The sequence below is a fragment of the Acidovorax sp. ST3 genome, from assembly GCF_003231145.1.
Lineage (GTDB): Bacteria > Pseudomonadota > Gammaproteobacteria > Burkholderiales > Burkholderiaceae_C > Acidovorax.
Map to the genome: position 1 here is coordinate 316,113 of NZ_QKVP01000006.1, position 14,824 is coordinate 330,936.

Annotated in this window: 15 protein-coding genes; 10 read left to right on the forward strand and 5 right to left on the reverse strand. The window is 66.5% G+C overall.

Annotated elements, in window-relative coordinates; translation table 11 throughout:
- Nucleotides 1-49 precede the first annotated feature (49 nt).
- The gene (gene purT / locus DNK89_RS20205; RefSeq protein WP_110961568.1) at nucleotides 50-1,252 is read right to left on the reverse strand and encodes a formate-dependent phosphoribosylglycinamide formyltransferase; all 1,203 of its coding nucleotides are present in this window, start codon (nucleotides 1,250-1,252) and stop codon (nucleotides 50-52) included.
- Nucleotides 1,253-1,418: 166 nt separating this feature from the next.
- Nucleotides 1,419-2,135, reverse strand: coding sequence for a TetR/AcrR family transcriptional regulator (locus tag DNK89_RS20210; RefSeq protein WP_161958962.1), 717 nt, complete (start codon nucleotides 2,133-2,135; stop codon nucleotides 1,419-1,421).
- Between the two features lie 89 nt (nucleotides 2,136-2,224).
- Between DNK89_RS20210 and DNK89_RS20215 the strand changes: the two genes are divergently transcribed.
- From DNK89_RS20215 to DNK89_RS20260, 10 genes are all read left to right on the forward strand, one after another.
- Entirely contained in the window at nucleotides 2,225-3,205 is a 981-nt protein-coding gene (locus tag DNK89_RS20215) for a VOC family protein (protein ID WP_110961570.1), read from the forward strand.
- Complete coding sequence (locus DNK89_RS20220; protein WP_110961571.1) at nucleotides 3,202-4,110, forward strand: cytochrome c; 909 nt, start codon at nucleotides 3,202-3,204, stop codon at nucleotides 4,108-4,110. Before DNK89_RS20215 ends, DNK89_RS20220 begins: the two co-directional genes overlap by 4 nt.
- Nucleotides 4,111-4,276: 166 nt before the next feature.
- The gene (locus DNK89_RS20225) at nucleotides 4,277-5,899 is read left to right on the forward strand and encodes a sigma 54-interacting transcriptional regulator (protein WP_203422390.1); all 1,623 of its coding nucleotides are present in this window, start codon (nucleotides 4,277-4,279) and stop codon (nucleotides 5,897-5,899) included.
- A 234-nt stretch (nucleotides 5,900-6,133) separates the two neighbouring features.
- Nucleotides 6,134-7,045 (forward strand): sulfurtransferase, encoded by a 912-nt coding sequence (locus DNK89_RS20230; RefSeq protein WP_015012391.1) that lies wholly within the window; start codon nucleotides 6,134-6,136, stop codon nucleotides 7,043-7,045.
- 86 nt (nucleotides 7,046-7,131) lie between these two features.
- Nucleotides 7,132-7,701 (forward strand): OsmC family protein, encoded by a 570-nt coding sequence (locus tag DNK89_RS20235; RefSeq protein ID WP_008905298.1) that lies wholly within the window; start codon nucleotides 7,132-7,134, stop codon nucleotides 7,699-7,701.
- Nucleotides 7,702-7,852: 151 nt separating this feature from the next.
- A complete protein-coding gene (locus DNK89_RS20240) occupies nucleotides 7,853-9,010 on the forward strand; it encodes an acyl-CoA dehydrogenase family protein (protein WP_110961573.1) in 1,158 nt (385 codons plus the stop codon).
- The gene (locus tag DNK89_RS20245; protein WP_110961574.1) at nucleotides 9,007-10,332 is read left to right on the forward strand and encodes an FAD-dependent oxidoreductase; all 1,326 of its coding nucleotides are present in this window, start codon (nucleotides 9,007-9,009) and stop codon (nucleotides 10,330-10,332) included. Before DNK89_RS20240 ends, DNK89_RS20245 begins: the two co-directional genes overlap by 4 nt.
- 151 nt (nucleotides 10,333-10,483) lie before the next feature.
- Complete coding sequence (locus tag DNK89_RS20250; protein WP_110961575.1) at nucleotides 10,484-11,062, forward strand: DUF3455 domain-containing protein; 579 nt, start codon at nucleotides 10,484-10,486, stop codon at nucleotides 11,060-11,062.
- Between the two features lie 107 nt (nucleotides 11,063-11,169).
- Entirely contained in the window at nucleotides 11,170-11,736 is a 567-nt protein-coding gene (locus DNK89_RS20255; protein ID WP_110961576.1) for a sigma-70 family RNA polymerase sigma factor, read from the forward strand.
- Entirely contained in the window at nucleotides 11,733-12,503 is a 771-nt protein-coding gene (locus DNK89_RS20260; RefSeq protein ID WP_110961577.1) for an anti-sigma factor domain-containing protein, read from the forward strand. Before DNK89_RS20255 ends, DNK89_RS20260 begins: the two co-directional genes overlap by 4 nt.
- Before the next feature lie 22 nt (nucleotides 12,504-12,525).
- Here the strand turns inward: DNK89_RS20260 and cynS are convergent, their stop codons facing one another.
- The 3 genes from cynS to ntrB form a co-directional block, all read right to left on the reverse strand.
- Nucleotides 12,526-12,969: a cyanase gene (gene cynS, locus DNK89_RS20265; protein ID WP_008905293.1), complete on the reverse strand. Its 444-nt coding sequence runs from the start codon at nucleotides 12,967-12,969 to the stop codon at nucleotides 12,526-12,528.
- A gap of 113 nt (nucleotides 12,970-13,082) precedes the next feature.
- Nucleotides 13,083-13,967, reverse strand: coding sequence for an ABC transporter ATP-binding protein (locus tag DNK89_RS20270; protein WP_110961578.1), 885 nt, complete (start codon nucleotides 13,965-13,967; stop codon nucleotides 13,083-13,085).
- Nucleotides 13,957-14,823: a nitrate ABC transporter permease gene (gene ntrB / locus DNK89_RS20275; RefSeq protein WP_066783581.1), complete on the reverse strand. Its 867-nt coding sequence runs from the start codon at nucleotides 14,821-14,823 to the stop codon at nucleotides 13,957-13,959. Before ntrB ends, DNK89_RS20270 begins: the two co-directional genes overlap by 11 nt.
- Between the last annotated feature and the right edge of the window lies 1 nt (nucleotide 14,824).

The following is a 14,824-nucleotide window of genomic DNA, read 5'->3' on the forward strand; positions in this document are numbered from 1 at the left end:
CTTCACAAGCGCCATGGCACCGGCCTGCACCTGCTGCAGGCCTGGGTCATCAGGCCGCGCGGGGCCTGACCTTGCCCGCAGCCAGCTTGGCGTTGGCCCGCGCGCTGTCCACATTCTCGGCGCGCGCCAGCGCAACGCCCATGCGGCGCTTCACAAAACTCTCGGGCTTGCCAAACAGGCGCAGGTCGGTACCCGGCACGCGCAGGGCGTCTTCCACACCGTCGAACACGATGCCCTGGGCTTCCACACCGCCATAGATGACGGCACTGGCGCCTGGGTTGCGCAGGCTGGTATCCACCGGCAGGCCCAGGATGGCGCGGGCGTGCAGCTCGAACTCGCTCTGGTGCTGGGTGCACAGCGTCACGAGGCCGGTGTCGTGCGGGCGCGGGCTCACTTCGCTGAACCACACGTTCTCGCCCTTCACGAACAGCTCTACACCAAACAAACCCTGGCCCCCCAGGTTGTCGGTCACGGCCTTGGCGATCTGGCGCGATTTTTCGAGCGCTGCCGGGTGCATGGGGTGGGGCTGCCAGCTTTCCACATAGTCGCCACTGACCTGCACATGGCCGATGGGGTCGCAAAAGCTGGTGGCGATCTGGCCGTCCGCCCCCACTGAACGCACCGTGAGCTGGGTGATTTCGTAGTCGAAGTCGATGAAGCCCTCGACGATCACGCGGCCGTGGCTCACGCGGCCCCCGGCCATGGCGTAGTCCCAGGCCTTTTGCACGTCGGCCGGGCCGTCGATCTTGCTCTGGCCCTTGCCGGAGCTGCTCATCACGGGCTTGACGATGCAGGGGTAGCCAATACCCGCGTCAATCGCGGCCTGCAGCTCTTCGAGCGAGTTGCAGAACTTGTAAGGGCTGGTGGGCAGGCCCAGCGTCTCGGCAGCCAGCACACGGATGCCTTCGCGGTCCATGGTCAAGCGCGCGGCGCGGGCGGTGGGGATCACCCGCACGGTGCCCGCGGCTTCCAGCTCTTCGAGCATGGGGGTGGCAATGGCTTCGATCTCGGGCACCACTAGGTGCGGGCGCTCGGCTTCGATCAGCGCCTTGAGCTGGGCCGGGTCGCTCATGGTGATGGTGCGCGCGTGGTGGGCCACCTGCTGGCCGGGCGCGTTGTCGTAGCGGTCTACGGCGATGGTCTCGACCCCGAGACGCTGCAGCGCAATCAGCACTTCCTTGCCCAGCTCGCCCGAGCCCAGCAGCATGACTTTGGTGGCGTGGTGGGACAGGGGGGTTCCGAGGGTGGTCATGGTGGTAGTGCTTTCGTTGGGGGATGGGCCAGAGCACCGTGGGAGAGGCGGGCAATCCACGGCGCGAGCACAACTTTACGGCATCTGGGCGCTGACCAATCAGGCAGCCCCCGGTTGCCCCATCGCGCCGCTGGCACCACCCACCCGCAGCGTTGCGATGGCCTTGCTAGGAGCCTGCGCGGGGTGATTTTCGCCGCGTGCTAACGGCCCCAGCAGCAGCCTGCGTGGTGAACGCTGGCAGCGGCCGCGCCATGACCTCGGCTGCATCGACCGCCGCCATTCCCAGCCCGCGCAGCACCATCTGCAGCAGCGCGTTCACAAACGCGGGAGAGTCAGCCACCTCCCCTTGCGCAATGCGCACCTGCGCGCGGATGCAGGTACCGAACACCATGTCGATGGCGGCCTCTTCATCCACCACATCAAAGCGCCCCTGCGCTTTCGCTCGCCGCAGATCGGCCAAGGAATACGGCTTGACCAGTTCAATGGCCTGGGGGTGGGCCATCGCCAGCTGAATCATCAGCAGGGCCCAGGGTGCGCTCACTTCTGCCAGCCAGAGGAACCGCCGCATGCCGATGCTCATGCGCTGCGCCCCGTCCTCAATGTGCTGGTAGCTCTGCACCACCCGCTCGTTGAGCGTGGTGAACAGCGCCAGAGCCAGCGCTTCAAAGATCTCCTCCCGCGTGCTGAAGTGGTTGTAGACCGTACCCGGGGCCATGCCGGCCACACGTGCGATCTCCTGGATGGTGGTGCCGGCCACGCCCCGCGATGCGATCACCTCCACCGTGGCATGCAGCAGTTGCCGCCGCGTGCGTTCGCGCTTGGACGGCCTCTCGCCTTCTCCCGGCAGCAGGAACCGCGCCAAAGGCTCCGGCAGCGGGGGCATTGACGGAGCACTATAAATTGATTCAGAATTCATTTTTGAACAGTCAATTCAATTTTCAATTGTTTAATCAATTTCAGGAGCATACCGCCATGCTGAATTCCCTCCGCCTTGCCTATCTGGTGTTTGAAGCCCGCAAACCCGCTCGCTGGGAGCGGTTCATGAAAGACATGCTGGGGCTTCCCGCGCCCACCGTCCATGCCGACGGCAGCACAGGCTGGCGTGTGGATGGCGCCAGCCAGCGCCTCGTGGTGTCCCCAGGTCCCCGTGACGACCTGGCGGCCGTGGGCCTGGAATGCGCCGATGAACACGAACTGCGCCAGCTGGTGCAACGCTTGCAAGCAGCCGGGCACCGTGCCGAGCAAGGCGATGCCGCCCTTTGCAGCCAGCGCAAGGTCCAGCACCTCTGGCATGTGAACGACCCCGAACAGGGTTGCGTGGAGCTGTGCGTGGGCCTTGCCGAAGCGGCGACACCGTTTGCCAGCGCAGCCTTTCCCGATGGCTTTGAAACCGGCGCGCTGGGACTGGGGCATGTTGTCCTGGTCGCGCAGGACCTGGCCGCGATGGAGGCGTTTTATGGCGGACTGCTGGGGTTCGGCGTGACAGAGCGACTCCAGACGCAAGTGGGCCCGGTCCACATCCGTGGCACATTCATGCATTGCAACCAGCGCCACCACTCGCTCGCGCTGTTTGACCTGCCGTCCTCGTTCCGCATTCACCATTTCATGCTGCAGGCGCGCAGCCTGCGCGATGTGGGGCGGGCGTTCGAGCGGGCCGAGTCGCTGGGGCTGCCCATCGACCTGGACCTCGGACAGCATCCAGAGCCGGACGGTACCTTTTCGTTTTACGCAGAGACACCCTCCGGTTTTGCGTTTGAAATCGGAGCGCAGACCCAAGCCATCGACCCAACGGGCTGGCAGACCATGCACACCCACGAGACCAGCACTTGGGGCCACCAGCCGCGGCTGCGCCTGAAGCTCAAAATGGCACGCGAGCTGATCAAGTCGCGCTTCCGAGGGCGCCGCAGGCAACCGAGCCAGGCCGCCGGCACGGCTACGGGAGCAACATCATGAAGCGCTGGTTGCGACGAACCCTCTGGGCGGGAGCCGCACTGGCTGCTACCGCTGCAGCCCTCATTGCTGGCGGCACAAAGATGGCCGAGCGCAAGATGAATCGCCCGCTCGCGCTCGAAGTCGCCTCGCCCGCCATCGTGCAGGGCGCCGCCAGCATCGAGCGCGGCCGGTACCTGTTTGCCTCCCGTGGATGTGTGGACTGCCACGGGGCGAACGGTGCGGGCCGCACCTTCATAGACGATGCCAACGGCCTGCTGGTACGCGGCCCCAACCTGACACCTGGCGCAAACAGCGTGGTGGTGGGCTACCGCAGCGCCGACTGGGATCGCGTGGTGCGCCATGGCATCAAGCGCGACGGTCGCCCGGCCCTCATCATGCCCAGCGAGGACTACAACCGCTTCACAGACCAGGACCTCGCAGCGCTCGCGGCCTATGTGCAGCAATTGCCCGCTGTGGATGGCGAACCCGGCATCGTCCGGCTGCCGGTGCTTGTGAAGCTGCTCTACGCCGCCGGGGTCGTGAAAGATGCCTACGAGAAGATCGACCACACGCTGCCTGTACAGACGCCGGTGGCCGAGGGCGTCAATGTGGCGCATGGCGCCTATGTGGCCAATATGTGCATGGGCTGCCACGGTGAAAAGCTGGCTGGAGGCAAGATTCCCGGAGCGCCCCCAGACTGGCCGGCCGCCTCCAACCTCACATCGGCCCCGGAAGGCGCCATGCACCGCTACCTCAATGCACAACAATTCCGCCAGATGCTTACCACGGGTACACGCCCCGACGGCTCAGCGGTCAGCACCGTCATGCCTTTCGGCTCGCTCAAGTCCATGAGCCAGACCGACGCCGACGCCCTGTACCTGTACCTCAAGGCCCTGCCGCCCGTGCCCACCGGCAGCAAACGCTAGCGCCCGCACACGCCATTTTTGCAAGGTGCGTTGGCGACGCCCCAAGGCCAGACACAAGCGCTCAACAAAGTCGGGGAGCCGCCCCCGCGAGGCTCGGCAACGCGGAGGACGGCCCGGCGGAGCGAAGCAGGCGCAAAACTTGCGACGCACCGGCATGCGTACCCCCATGCCACCGCACTCCCCACCCAGCCCCGCCACCGACTGGCACGCGCAGGAGCTGCTGCTGATGCGCGAGGTGATGCGCCTCATCGGCCGCAGCCTGGCGCCCGGCCTGGTGCTGCGCGAAATGCTGCATCTGATGAGCGAGCTGCTGGGCCTGAACCGGGGGCGCATCGTGCTGGTGGACGCAGCGCCCACCGCCCCGGCCGGCGCGCTGCGCACCGCCTCCATCCAGCATGCCTACGGCCTCACCCAGGCCGAGGTGCAGCGCGGGTGCTACGCCTGGGGCGAGGGCATCACCGGCCGGGTGCTGGCCACGGGGCAGCCTGCCATCGTGCAGGACATCGATGCCGAACCGCTGTTCCTGGCCCGCGCGGTGGCGCGCAGCCAGCTGCCGCCCGAGACGGTGGCTTTCATCGCCCTGCCCATCGAGGTCAACAACGCGCCCATCGGCGTGCTGGCCTGCCACCGCATCCGCAGCCGCCAACGCCACCTGAACGACGACCTGGCGGTGCTGCGCGTGCTGGCCACGTTGGTGGGGCAGCTGCTGCAGCTGGAAGCCCTGGTGGCCGAGCAGACGCGGCAGCTGCAGGCGCGCAACGCCGTGCTGGCCAATGCGCTCAACACCAAAAGCGCGCGCTACGGGCTCATTGGCAGCTCGCCACCGCTGCTGCAGGCCTTGAGCGAGCTGGAACGCGTGTCACAAACCCGGGCCACCGTGCTGCTGCTGGGCCAGTCGGGCACGGGCAAGGAGCTGTTCGCACGCGCCGTGCACCTGGCCAGCGGGCGGCGCGACCGGCCCTTCATCAAGGTCAACTGCTCGGCCATCCCGGATGCGCTGTTTGAATCCGAGCTGTTTGGCTATGAAAAAGGCGCGTTCACCGGCGCCAGCACAGCCCGCGCGGGCTGGTTCGAGCAGGCCGACAGCGGCACCATCTTTCTGGACGAGATTGGCGAGCTGCCGCTGGCCCTGCAGTCCAAGCTGCTGCGCACGCTGCAGGAGGGCACGCTGGTGCGCCTGGGCGGGCAGCGCGAGGTCAAGGTCAACGTGCGCCTGGTGGCGGCCACCCACCGCGACCTGGCGGCCGATGTGGAGGCCGGGCGCTTTCGGCAGGACCTGTACTACCGCCTGCATGTGATTCCGATCCATCTGCCCTCGCTGGCCGAGCGGCGCGAGGACATCCGCGCGCTGGCGTTGCACTTTGTGAGCCGCGCCAACCAGGCGCACCAGCGCAACGTGAACCTCTCGCCCGACGCGCTGGCGCGGCTGGAAGAACACCCCTGGCCCGGCAACATCCGCGAGCTGGGCAATGTGATCGAACGCCTGGTGCTGCTGACCAATGACACGCTGGTGGCGCGGGCGGAGCTGGACCGGTTTCTGCCGGCTGCGTCCGTGCCGTTGCCTTCGCCTCCCGCACCACAGCCTCCTGCAGCCATCGCGGCAGCAGAACGCCCAGCCATTGCCCCGGCGCCGCTGGTGCGTGACTACGCACCGGCCCAGTCGCACAGCGTGTTGGTGCTGCAGACAGCACTGGCCGAGCACCACGGCAACCAGTCGCGTGCAGCGCAGAGCCTGGGGCTGACGCTGCGGCAGTTCAGCTACCGGCTGCGCAAGGCGGGTCTGAAGTGACGACGGACAATGTGTCGACAATGTGTCGACACAGTGTCCAGGGCCGTCTGGTCCACCCCGACCAGCGGTATGTGGCAAAACTCCATTCACTATCAAATCAATAGCTATCAGCGCATATTCCACTAGCGCATACAGCCATTTCCATTCAAATCTCCTCATCCACAACCGCTCTGGCACACCTGTTGCGATAAGGAGGGCAGGCATCCCGCCCACCACCGCACCGAAAGGTTTTCCATGAGCACCGTGACCGCTACCGCCTCCGACGCCGTCCTCATCTCGCCCACCCAGTTGTTGGCCCTGCAAGCCGCAGAGCCTGTGGTGCTGATCGACACCCGCGACGCCGACACCTATGCCCTGGGGCACATCCCCGGCGCGGTGAACCTGCGCGAGACCTTCACCTACCTCGCCACCTCCACGCCCCAAGGCCTGCAGGAGCTGAAAGACACCTTTGCCGCGCACCTGGGCGCCATCGGCCTGTCGGGTGCGGAGACGGCGGTGTTCTATGAAGATGCGCTCAACAGCGGCTACGGTCAGTCCTGCCGGGGCTACTACCTGCTGACCTGGCTGGGCTACCCCAAGGTCAAGGTATTGAATGGCGGCTACTCGGCCTGGAAGGCGGCAGAGCTACCCGTCTCCACCGAGGCCGTGGTGCCCACCCCTGCCATCTTCCCCACCAACCTGGCCACCACCGACGTGATGCTGACCAAGGAAGACGTGATCGAGGCCCTGGGCACCGACACCGTGCTGCTGGACGTGCGCGATGTGGACGAATGGATTGGCGACAGCTCCAGCCCCTACGGCAAGGACTTTGCGCCCCGCAAGGGCCGCCTGCCCGGCGCCAAGTGGCTGGAGTGGTACCGCTTCATGAAGCCCTCGCCCCAGGGCCCCGTCTTCAAGTCGCCCGACGAAGTGCGCGCCGAATGCGCCACGGCGGGCATCAGCCCGGCGGACACGGTGTACCTGTATTGCTTCAAGGGCGCACGCGCGTCCAACACCTTCCTGGCGCTCAAGCAGGCGGGCTTTGCCGATGTGCGCATGTACTTCGGCTCGTGGAACGAATGGTCGCGCGACGACAAGCTGCCGATCGAAAGCGGTCTGCCGCTGGTCAAGTTCCCCAAAAAGCCTGCGCTGGCGCTGGCGGCCTGAGTCCCGTGCGTTGTTGCAGCGGGTGTGGCCCGCTGCGAACCCTGTCCTTCTTTTTTGCATTCCCTTCTCTTTCTTCAAGGAACACCATGTCCACCGATCTGCTGGAACCCTCTGCTCCCGTCACCACCGTGCACACGCACCTGCGCCCCATCGACCGCGACGGCCTGATGGCCTTTGCCGACAAGGGCCGCAACAACCCCGCCAGCCGGGGCACCAACAAGGTCCACACGGTGATGGAAGGGCAGTACCGCTCGCTGAGCTATGTGGGCAATCATGCGCCGGTGGTGGTGGACGAGCCGCTGCACCTGTTCGGCCAGGACACGGCGCCAGCGCCCGGCGAAATCGTGCTGTCAGGCCTGGGCGGCTGCCTGGCCGTGGGGATCACGGCGGTGGCCACCTGGAAGCAGGTCAAGCTCAGCAAGATCGAGGTGTTCATGGAAGGCGACATCGGCAACCCCGCCGCCTGGGGTGCGGGTGGTGCATTGCAGAAGACGCCGCCGGAGATGGGCTTCCAGGCGATCCGCGTGAAGGTGCTGGTGGAAGGCGATGCACCGCGCGAGGTGCTGGACGAGATCGTGCAGCACGCCAACTTCTACTCGCCCGTGGCCAACAGCATGCGCAACCCCATTCCGTTCGAGATCAGCCTCGCGGACTGAGGTCGACACACAAAACTCTTCTGGCGTCGTTGCCGCGTCTTGTCGTACTACTCGTACTGCCTGCGACGCAGCGCCTAGCCAGAACCGCTTCGCTGAGTTTTGTGTGCCGCCCCTACCTGACCAACCGTTCCCCGCGCACCCAAGGAGCCCCATGAACCCCGCCGACCTCCCACCCCAACTCCACCTGGACGGCGCCCTGCGGGGCGATGCGCTGCTGGCCGCCGTGCGCGAGATTGCCCAGGGCCCGCTGGCCGCGCAGGTGGAGGCGATTGACTGCACCGGCTACTACCCGTGCGGCGAGCTGCAGCAGCTGGCCGCCGTGGGCGCGATGAGCGCGCACCTGGACAGCACGGCGGGCCCGGCCGACTACGGCTTGGCCATCCGCGCCATGGCCGAGGCCTCGCGCGTATGCGGCGCCACGGGCTTCATGATGTGGTGCCAGGCGGTGTGTGGGCTGTACCTGCAGCAGTCGGGCAACCCCACGCTGATGGGCGATGTGCTGCAGCGCCACGCCAGCGGCGCAGGCATGGGCGGCACGGCGCTGTCCAACCCCATGAAGAGCTACGCGCAGATCGAAGGCCTGCTGCTCAAGGCCACGCCGGTGGAGGGCGGCTACCTCGTCAACGGCACCCTGCCCTGGGTGAGCAACCTGGGGCCCGACCACTACTGCGGCGCGATTGCGGCGGTGGTGGAGGCCGACGGTGCGGCCAGCCAGCGCGAGGTGATGTTCCTGCTGCGCTGCGACGCACCGGGCGTGGAGATGCGCGAATGCCCCAGCTTCTCCGCCATGGAGGGCACGGGCACCTATGCGCTGCGGCTCAAGGACCATTTCATCGGCACGGCCGACACCATGGCCGACCCCACCCGGCCTTTCATCGCCCGCATCCGCGCTGCGTTTGTGATGCTGCAATGTGGCATGGCCGTGGGCATCACCCAGGGCGCCATCGACTCGATGTGGGCGGTGGAGGCCCAACTGGGCCATGTCAACCAGTTCCTGGAAGACCGGCCCGACGCGCTGCAGGCCGAGCTGGATGCACTGACTGCACGCGTCATGCGACTGGCCCAGACTCCGTTCGACACAAGCACTGATTTCTTCATTGACGTGCTGGACGCCCGTGCCCACGGCGCGGAGCTGTGCCTGCGCGCCGCCCAGTCCGCCCTGATGCACCAGGGTGCACGCGGCTACCTCATGAGCTCGGACGTGCAGCGGCGCGTGCGCGAGTCGCACTTTGTGGCCATCGTCACGCCCGCCATCAAGCACCTGCGCAAGGAGATCGCCCGGCTCAGCACCGAGGAGCTGCCTGCATGACACCCGCCCTCCCCACCGCCACCACGCCGTCGGTTGCCTCCGAGTTCGTGTTGAGCGCGGCATCGCAGGCGCTGTGCGATGCGTTTGCCGACACGGCCACCCAGGCGCCCTGGCAAAGCTACATCTGCAACGCCTGCGGCTACGTCTACCACGAGGCCGACGGCGACCCCGATGGCGGCCTGCCACCGGGCACCCGGCTGGCGGACATTCCGGACGACTGGGCCTGCCCGCTGTGCGGGGTGACCAAGGCCGATTTCTCGCCGTACGAAGCCCCCACGCTGGAGGCGCTGCGGGCGCAGGCCAGCGCAGCGCCAGCCGCCTCCCTGCGCGTGCGTGGCGAGCCGGGCGTGGTCATCGTCGGCGCGGGCCGTGCAGGCTGGCAACTGGCCGAAACCCTGCGCCAACACAGCGCCACGCTGCCCATCACCCTGGTGACGGCCTGCGCGGGCGACCGGTACGACAAGCCTTTGCTGTCGGTGGCCATGGCGCGCCAGCTGGACCCGCTGGCCCTGGTGTCCGAAACCGGTCGCGATGCGGCACACCGCCTGGGCGTCACCCTGCTGGCCCACACCCATGCTGTGCGCATCTGCGCCGCCACCCACCAACTGCGCACCACGCGGGGCGTGCTGCGCTACGGCCACCTGGTGCTGGCCCACGGTGCACAGGCCGCCTTACCGCCGGGGTTGCCCGCCAGCCTGTGCTGGCGCGTCAACCACCTGGACGCCTACCAGCGCCTGCGCCAGCACCTGGGCGAGCAGCCCAAGGACGTGCTCATCATCGGCGCCGGCCTGATCGGCAGCGAGCTGGCCAACGACCTGGCCCTGGGCGGCCACCGCATCACGCTGCTGGACACGGCTATCGAACCGCTGGCGCGCTGGCATGACCAGCAGGCGGGGCCTCAACTGCTGGACGCCTGGAAGGACCTGTCCATCCGCTTTGAAGGTGGGCTGCAAGTGGAGCAGGTGGAACGCGTGGGCCCACGCTACCGTGTCACCACCACCAGCGGGCGGCGTTTTGCAGCCGACGAAGTGGTGGTGGCTGCGGGCCTTGTGCCCCCCCAGCGCCTGGCGCAAAGTGCAGGGCTCGATTGGGCCCAGGGCATTGCGGTGGACGCAGGCACGCTGCAAACCAGCGTACCTCGCATCCATGCGCTGGGCGATTGCATCAGCATCAACGGGCAGTGCAGCCGCTACATCGAACCGATTGCACGGCAGGCGCGCACGCTGGCGGACGCCATCCTGGGCCAGCCGGCGGCCCCCTATGAGCACCGGGCAGCCGTGGTGCGCGTCAAGACCACCAGCCGGCCATTGACCCTGCATTGACACAGCCCCCCGTCCAAACGGTGGCCCTGCCCGGGCAGGTACCGGAAAAAATTTTTGCATCTCCTGCATCCAAACGGCGTTTTCGTGGGTAGTACCTACAGCAGCGCAACTTGCTGCTGTCCTATCAACCCATAGACCAGAGAGAAACGCCATGACCATCCACACGTCCCCCATCTCCCGCCTCCTGCCCCTGGCAGGCGCCGTTGCCGCCGCCGTGCTGCTGAGCGCCTGCGGTTCGATGATGTCGTCGCCTTCCAAATCCATGTATTCGCAGGACAGCCTGCCCGACAGCATCAAGGTTCCGGCGGGCAACAAGGTGGCGATGGAAACCGTGGGCGTGGGCGAGATCACCTACGAATGCCGCGACAAGGCCAACATGCCCGGCCAGACCGAATGGGTGTTCGTGGGTCCCAAGGCCGTGCTGAATGACCGCAGCGGCAAACAAGTGGGCACCTACTACGGCCCGCCCGCCACCTGGGAATCGAACGACGGCTCCAAGCTGACAGCCACCCAGCTGGCCGTGGCACCATCGGGCACGGGCAACCTGCCCTACCAACTCGTCAAGGCCAACCCCGCCATGGGCACCGGCGCCATGACCGGCGTGACCTTCATCCAGCGCGTGGCCTTGAAGGGCGGCGTGGCACCCGCTGCCGCCTGCACCCCCGCCAACAAGGGCGAGCGCCAGATCGTGAAGTACCAGGCCGACTACATCTTCTGGAAGGCCGCGTAAACCACGCACACCCAATCCCCTGCCCAGCGGGGGCTACCGCCAGAAGGCGGTGGGTTTGCGGCTACGATGCGCCCACCATCCAGCCGAGGCCCCGCCGCCTGCACAACGTGCCCCATATTCCTGGCGATTTTGACTACGAAGCCGCTTTGGCCGCCTGCGCAGCAGGCGACCGGCAAGCCATGCACCGCCTTTATGAACAGGAAGGTGCGCGGCTGCTGGGAGTAGCGCTGCGCATCGTGCGCCAGCGGGCTCTTGCCGAGGACATCGTGCACGATGCCTGCGTCAATATCTGGACGCGCGCCGCCAGCTACGACGCGAGCCGGGGCAGCGCACGCGGCTGGATCTACAGCGTGGTGCGCAACCTGGCCCTGAACGCCGTGCGCGACGGCAGCCGCCACGTGGATGTGGACGACACCACCACCCAAGCCCTGGAGGCCGACATGTCTGTGCAGGCCCACCACGAGGTGGAGGAAACCTTTGAACTCAACGCCAGCCTGGGTCGCCTGCAGCATTGTCTGGAGGGGCTGGACCCGGCACGACGCAATTGTGTGTTGCACGCCTATGTGGACGGCTGCTCGCACGGCGAAATTGCCGAGCGCCTGGGCGCCCCGCTGGGCACCGTGAAAGCGTGGATCCGGCGCAGCCTCGTATCGCTGCGGGAGTGCATGGCATGACCGACCTGCGCAACACACCGTCCCCCCCCTCGCCGGAAGATCTGAGCGTGCTGGCCGGCGAGTACGTGCTGGGCACCCTGCCCGCTGCCGAGCGCCAGGCCGTGCAGCAACGCCTGCCCGGTGACCGAGCACTGCAGCAGGCGGTGGCCGAATGGGAAGCCCGCCTGCTGCCGCTGACCCAGCTGGCCGAGCCCATCACGCCGCCCGCTGCCTTGTGGGAGCGCATCGATCAATCGCTGCAAGCAGCCAGCGCACAGCAGGCCGCGCCCCCCGTTACCACGCCACCCCGCGCCAACACCGAGCGCAAGCCGTCCGTCCGCTGGTGGGACCACCTGGGCCTTTGGCGGGCCCTTGCAGGGTCAGGCTTTGCGATGGCGGCGGTGCTCGCGGCGGTACTTGTCACGCGCACCGCACCCGTGGCTGCGCCGCCGCAGTTCATGGTGGTGCTGGTCGCGCCGCAAGACAAGGCGCCCGGCTGGGTGGTGCAGGCCAGCTCGCCGCGGCAGATCAGCCTGATTCCGCTGGGCGTGGCCGAAGTGCCGGCCGACAAGGCCCTGGAGTTCTGGACCAAGGCCGATGGCTGGAGCGGCCCCGTGTCGCTGGGCCTGGTGCAGCCCGGTCAGCCCCTGCAGATCCCGCTGGACAAGCTGCCGCCGCTGCAGCCCAACCAGTTGTTCGAGCTGACGCTGGAGCCGCCGACAGGCTCGCCGATTGGCAAACCGACTGGCCCGATCCAGTTCATTGGCCGCGCCGTCAAGGTGCTGTGACGAACACGGCCTGGGCCCAATTTCAGTACTGCTTGTAGGGCAGGAACTTGCCGGATAACACTACGTTGACGCGGTCGCCATTGGGGTTGGCTTCGCGCTGGATGTCCATGCTGAAATCGATGGCGCTCATGATGCCGTCGCCAAACTCTTCATGGATCAGCTCTTTGATGGTGGTGCCGTACACGCTCACCACCTCGTACCAGCGGTAGATCAGCGGGTCGGTGGGCACGGGTGTGGGCAGCGAGCCCTTGTAGGGCACTACCTGCAGCCACTTCTGCTCCTCGGCCGTCAGGCCGAAGATCTTGCCGACGATCTTGGCCTGCTCGGGGGTGGCGGTCATCTGGCCCAGGCACAGGGCCGTGGTCCATTCCTTGGACTGGCCGACCTTCTTGGCAATGGCCTCCCATTGCAGGCCCTTGGCGACCTTGGTGCTGATGATCTTTTCGGTAACGTCGTTGCGGTTCATGGTGATGGCTCCTTTGGTTGGATGGGTTTTGGAACGGGGAACAAAAACTTCAGGGTGCAGCCCTCCCTGCCACCCACAAGGGGTAACAAGTCAGGGCTTGGTTAATCAGGAAATCAGTGGGCTTTGGCGCGCGTCACCAGGAAGTCCACGATGTGGTTGCGCAGCGCGTAGTAGCCGTCCAGGTGGTGCAGGCTGGTGCGCGTGCGCTCGCGCGGTAGCGGGTTCACCACCACCTCGGCGATGCCACCGGGGCGATAGCCCTCGGGCGTCTCGTTGCCGTTGCTCATCAGCAGAATGCGGTCAGCCAGCAAAATGGCCTCGTCCACATCGTGCGTGATCATGAACACCGTCTGCTGCGTCTGGCGCACGATGGTCATCAGTTCGTCCTGGATGGTGCCGCGTGTGAGCGCATCGAGTGCGCCAAAGGGCTCGTCCAGCAGCAGCATCTTGGGCTGGATGGAGAACGCGCGCGCAATACCCACGCGCTGCTTCATGCCGCCCGAGAGTTGCGAAGGCTTCTTGTCGATGGCAGGGCTCAGGCCTACCAGCGCCACGAACTTCTCCACATGCGCATCGACCTGGCTCTTCTTCCAGTCGGGCCAGCGCGACTTCACGGCGAACGCGATGTTCTGGCGCACCGTGAGCCAGGGCATGAGCGCATGGCTCTGAAACACCACGCCCCGGTCCAGGCTGGGCCCGGCCACTTCGCGCCCGTCCATGATGACGGTGCCCGAGGTGGCGGTATCGAGCCCCGCCAGCACGTTCAGGATGGTGGTCTTGCCGCAGCCCGAGTGGCCGATGATGCAGACGAATTCGCCCTTGTCGAGCGTGAACGACACATCGGCAAACACGGGCTTGGCGGGCACAAAGGCCTTGCTCAGCCGGTCGATCTGAAGGAAGCCTTGGGTCACGGCAGAGGCCTTTCGGTACGGTGTGTCAGCGGCGTCAGTGGAAAGAGGGGCTGAAACAGCCGGGCGCTGGGCGACATCACTCCACATACGTCACCACCTTCTGCAACTGGCCAAAGGCCAGGTCGAGCAACATGCCCACCACGCCAATCACCAGGATGGCGAAGATCACGTTGGTGAGCGACAGGTTGTTCCACTCGTTCCACACGAAGTAGCCGATGCCCGTGCCGCCCACCAGCATCTCGGCCGCCACGATCACCAACCACGCAATGCCCATGCTGATGCGCATGCCCGTGAGGATGGTGGGCGCTGCGGCAGGCAGGATCACCAGGAAGGCCTTGCGCAGCGGGTTCACTTCCAGTGTGGCAGACACGTTGAGCCAGTCGCGCTTGACCGATGCCACACCAAACGCCGTGTTCACCAGCATGGGCCACACCGAGCAGATGAAGATCACGAAGATGCCCGAGATGGATGAGTCCTTGATGGTGTAGAGCGCGAGCGGCATCCACGCCAGCGGGCTGATGGGCTTGAGCACCTGGATGAACGGGTCGAACGCCCGGCGCAGCAGCGGCGACATGCCGATGATGAAACCGAGCGGAATGGCGACCAGGCAGGCCAGGCCAAAGCCCAGCGCCACGCGGCCCAGCGAGTGCGCCAGCTGGATGGCGATGCCCTTGTCGTTGGGGCCGTTGTCGTAGAACGGGTTGGACAGATGGCCCCACACGGTGCTGCCCATCGCACCCAGCGTGGGGAAGCCACCGCTCTTGGACGCACCCGGGTCCTTGCCCATCATCTTGGCGTACTCGATCTGCTCAGCCGTCATGCCTGCCGTGGCGCCGCTGGCGCCCGACGAAGACGTGGCCACGTACCAGATGCCCAGCAGCGTCAGGAAGATGAGCACGGACAACAGGCCCGCGCGCAGGTTAAGGTTCTTGGCGGCGGTCATG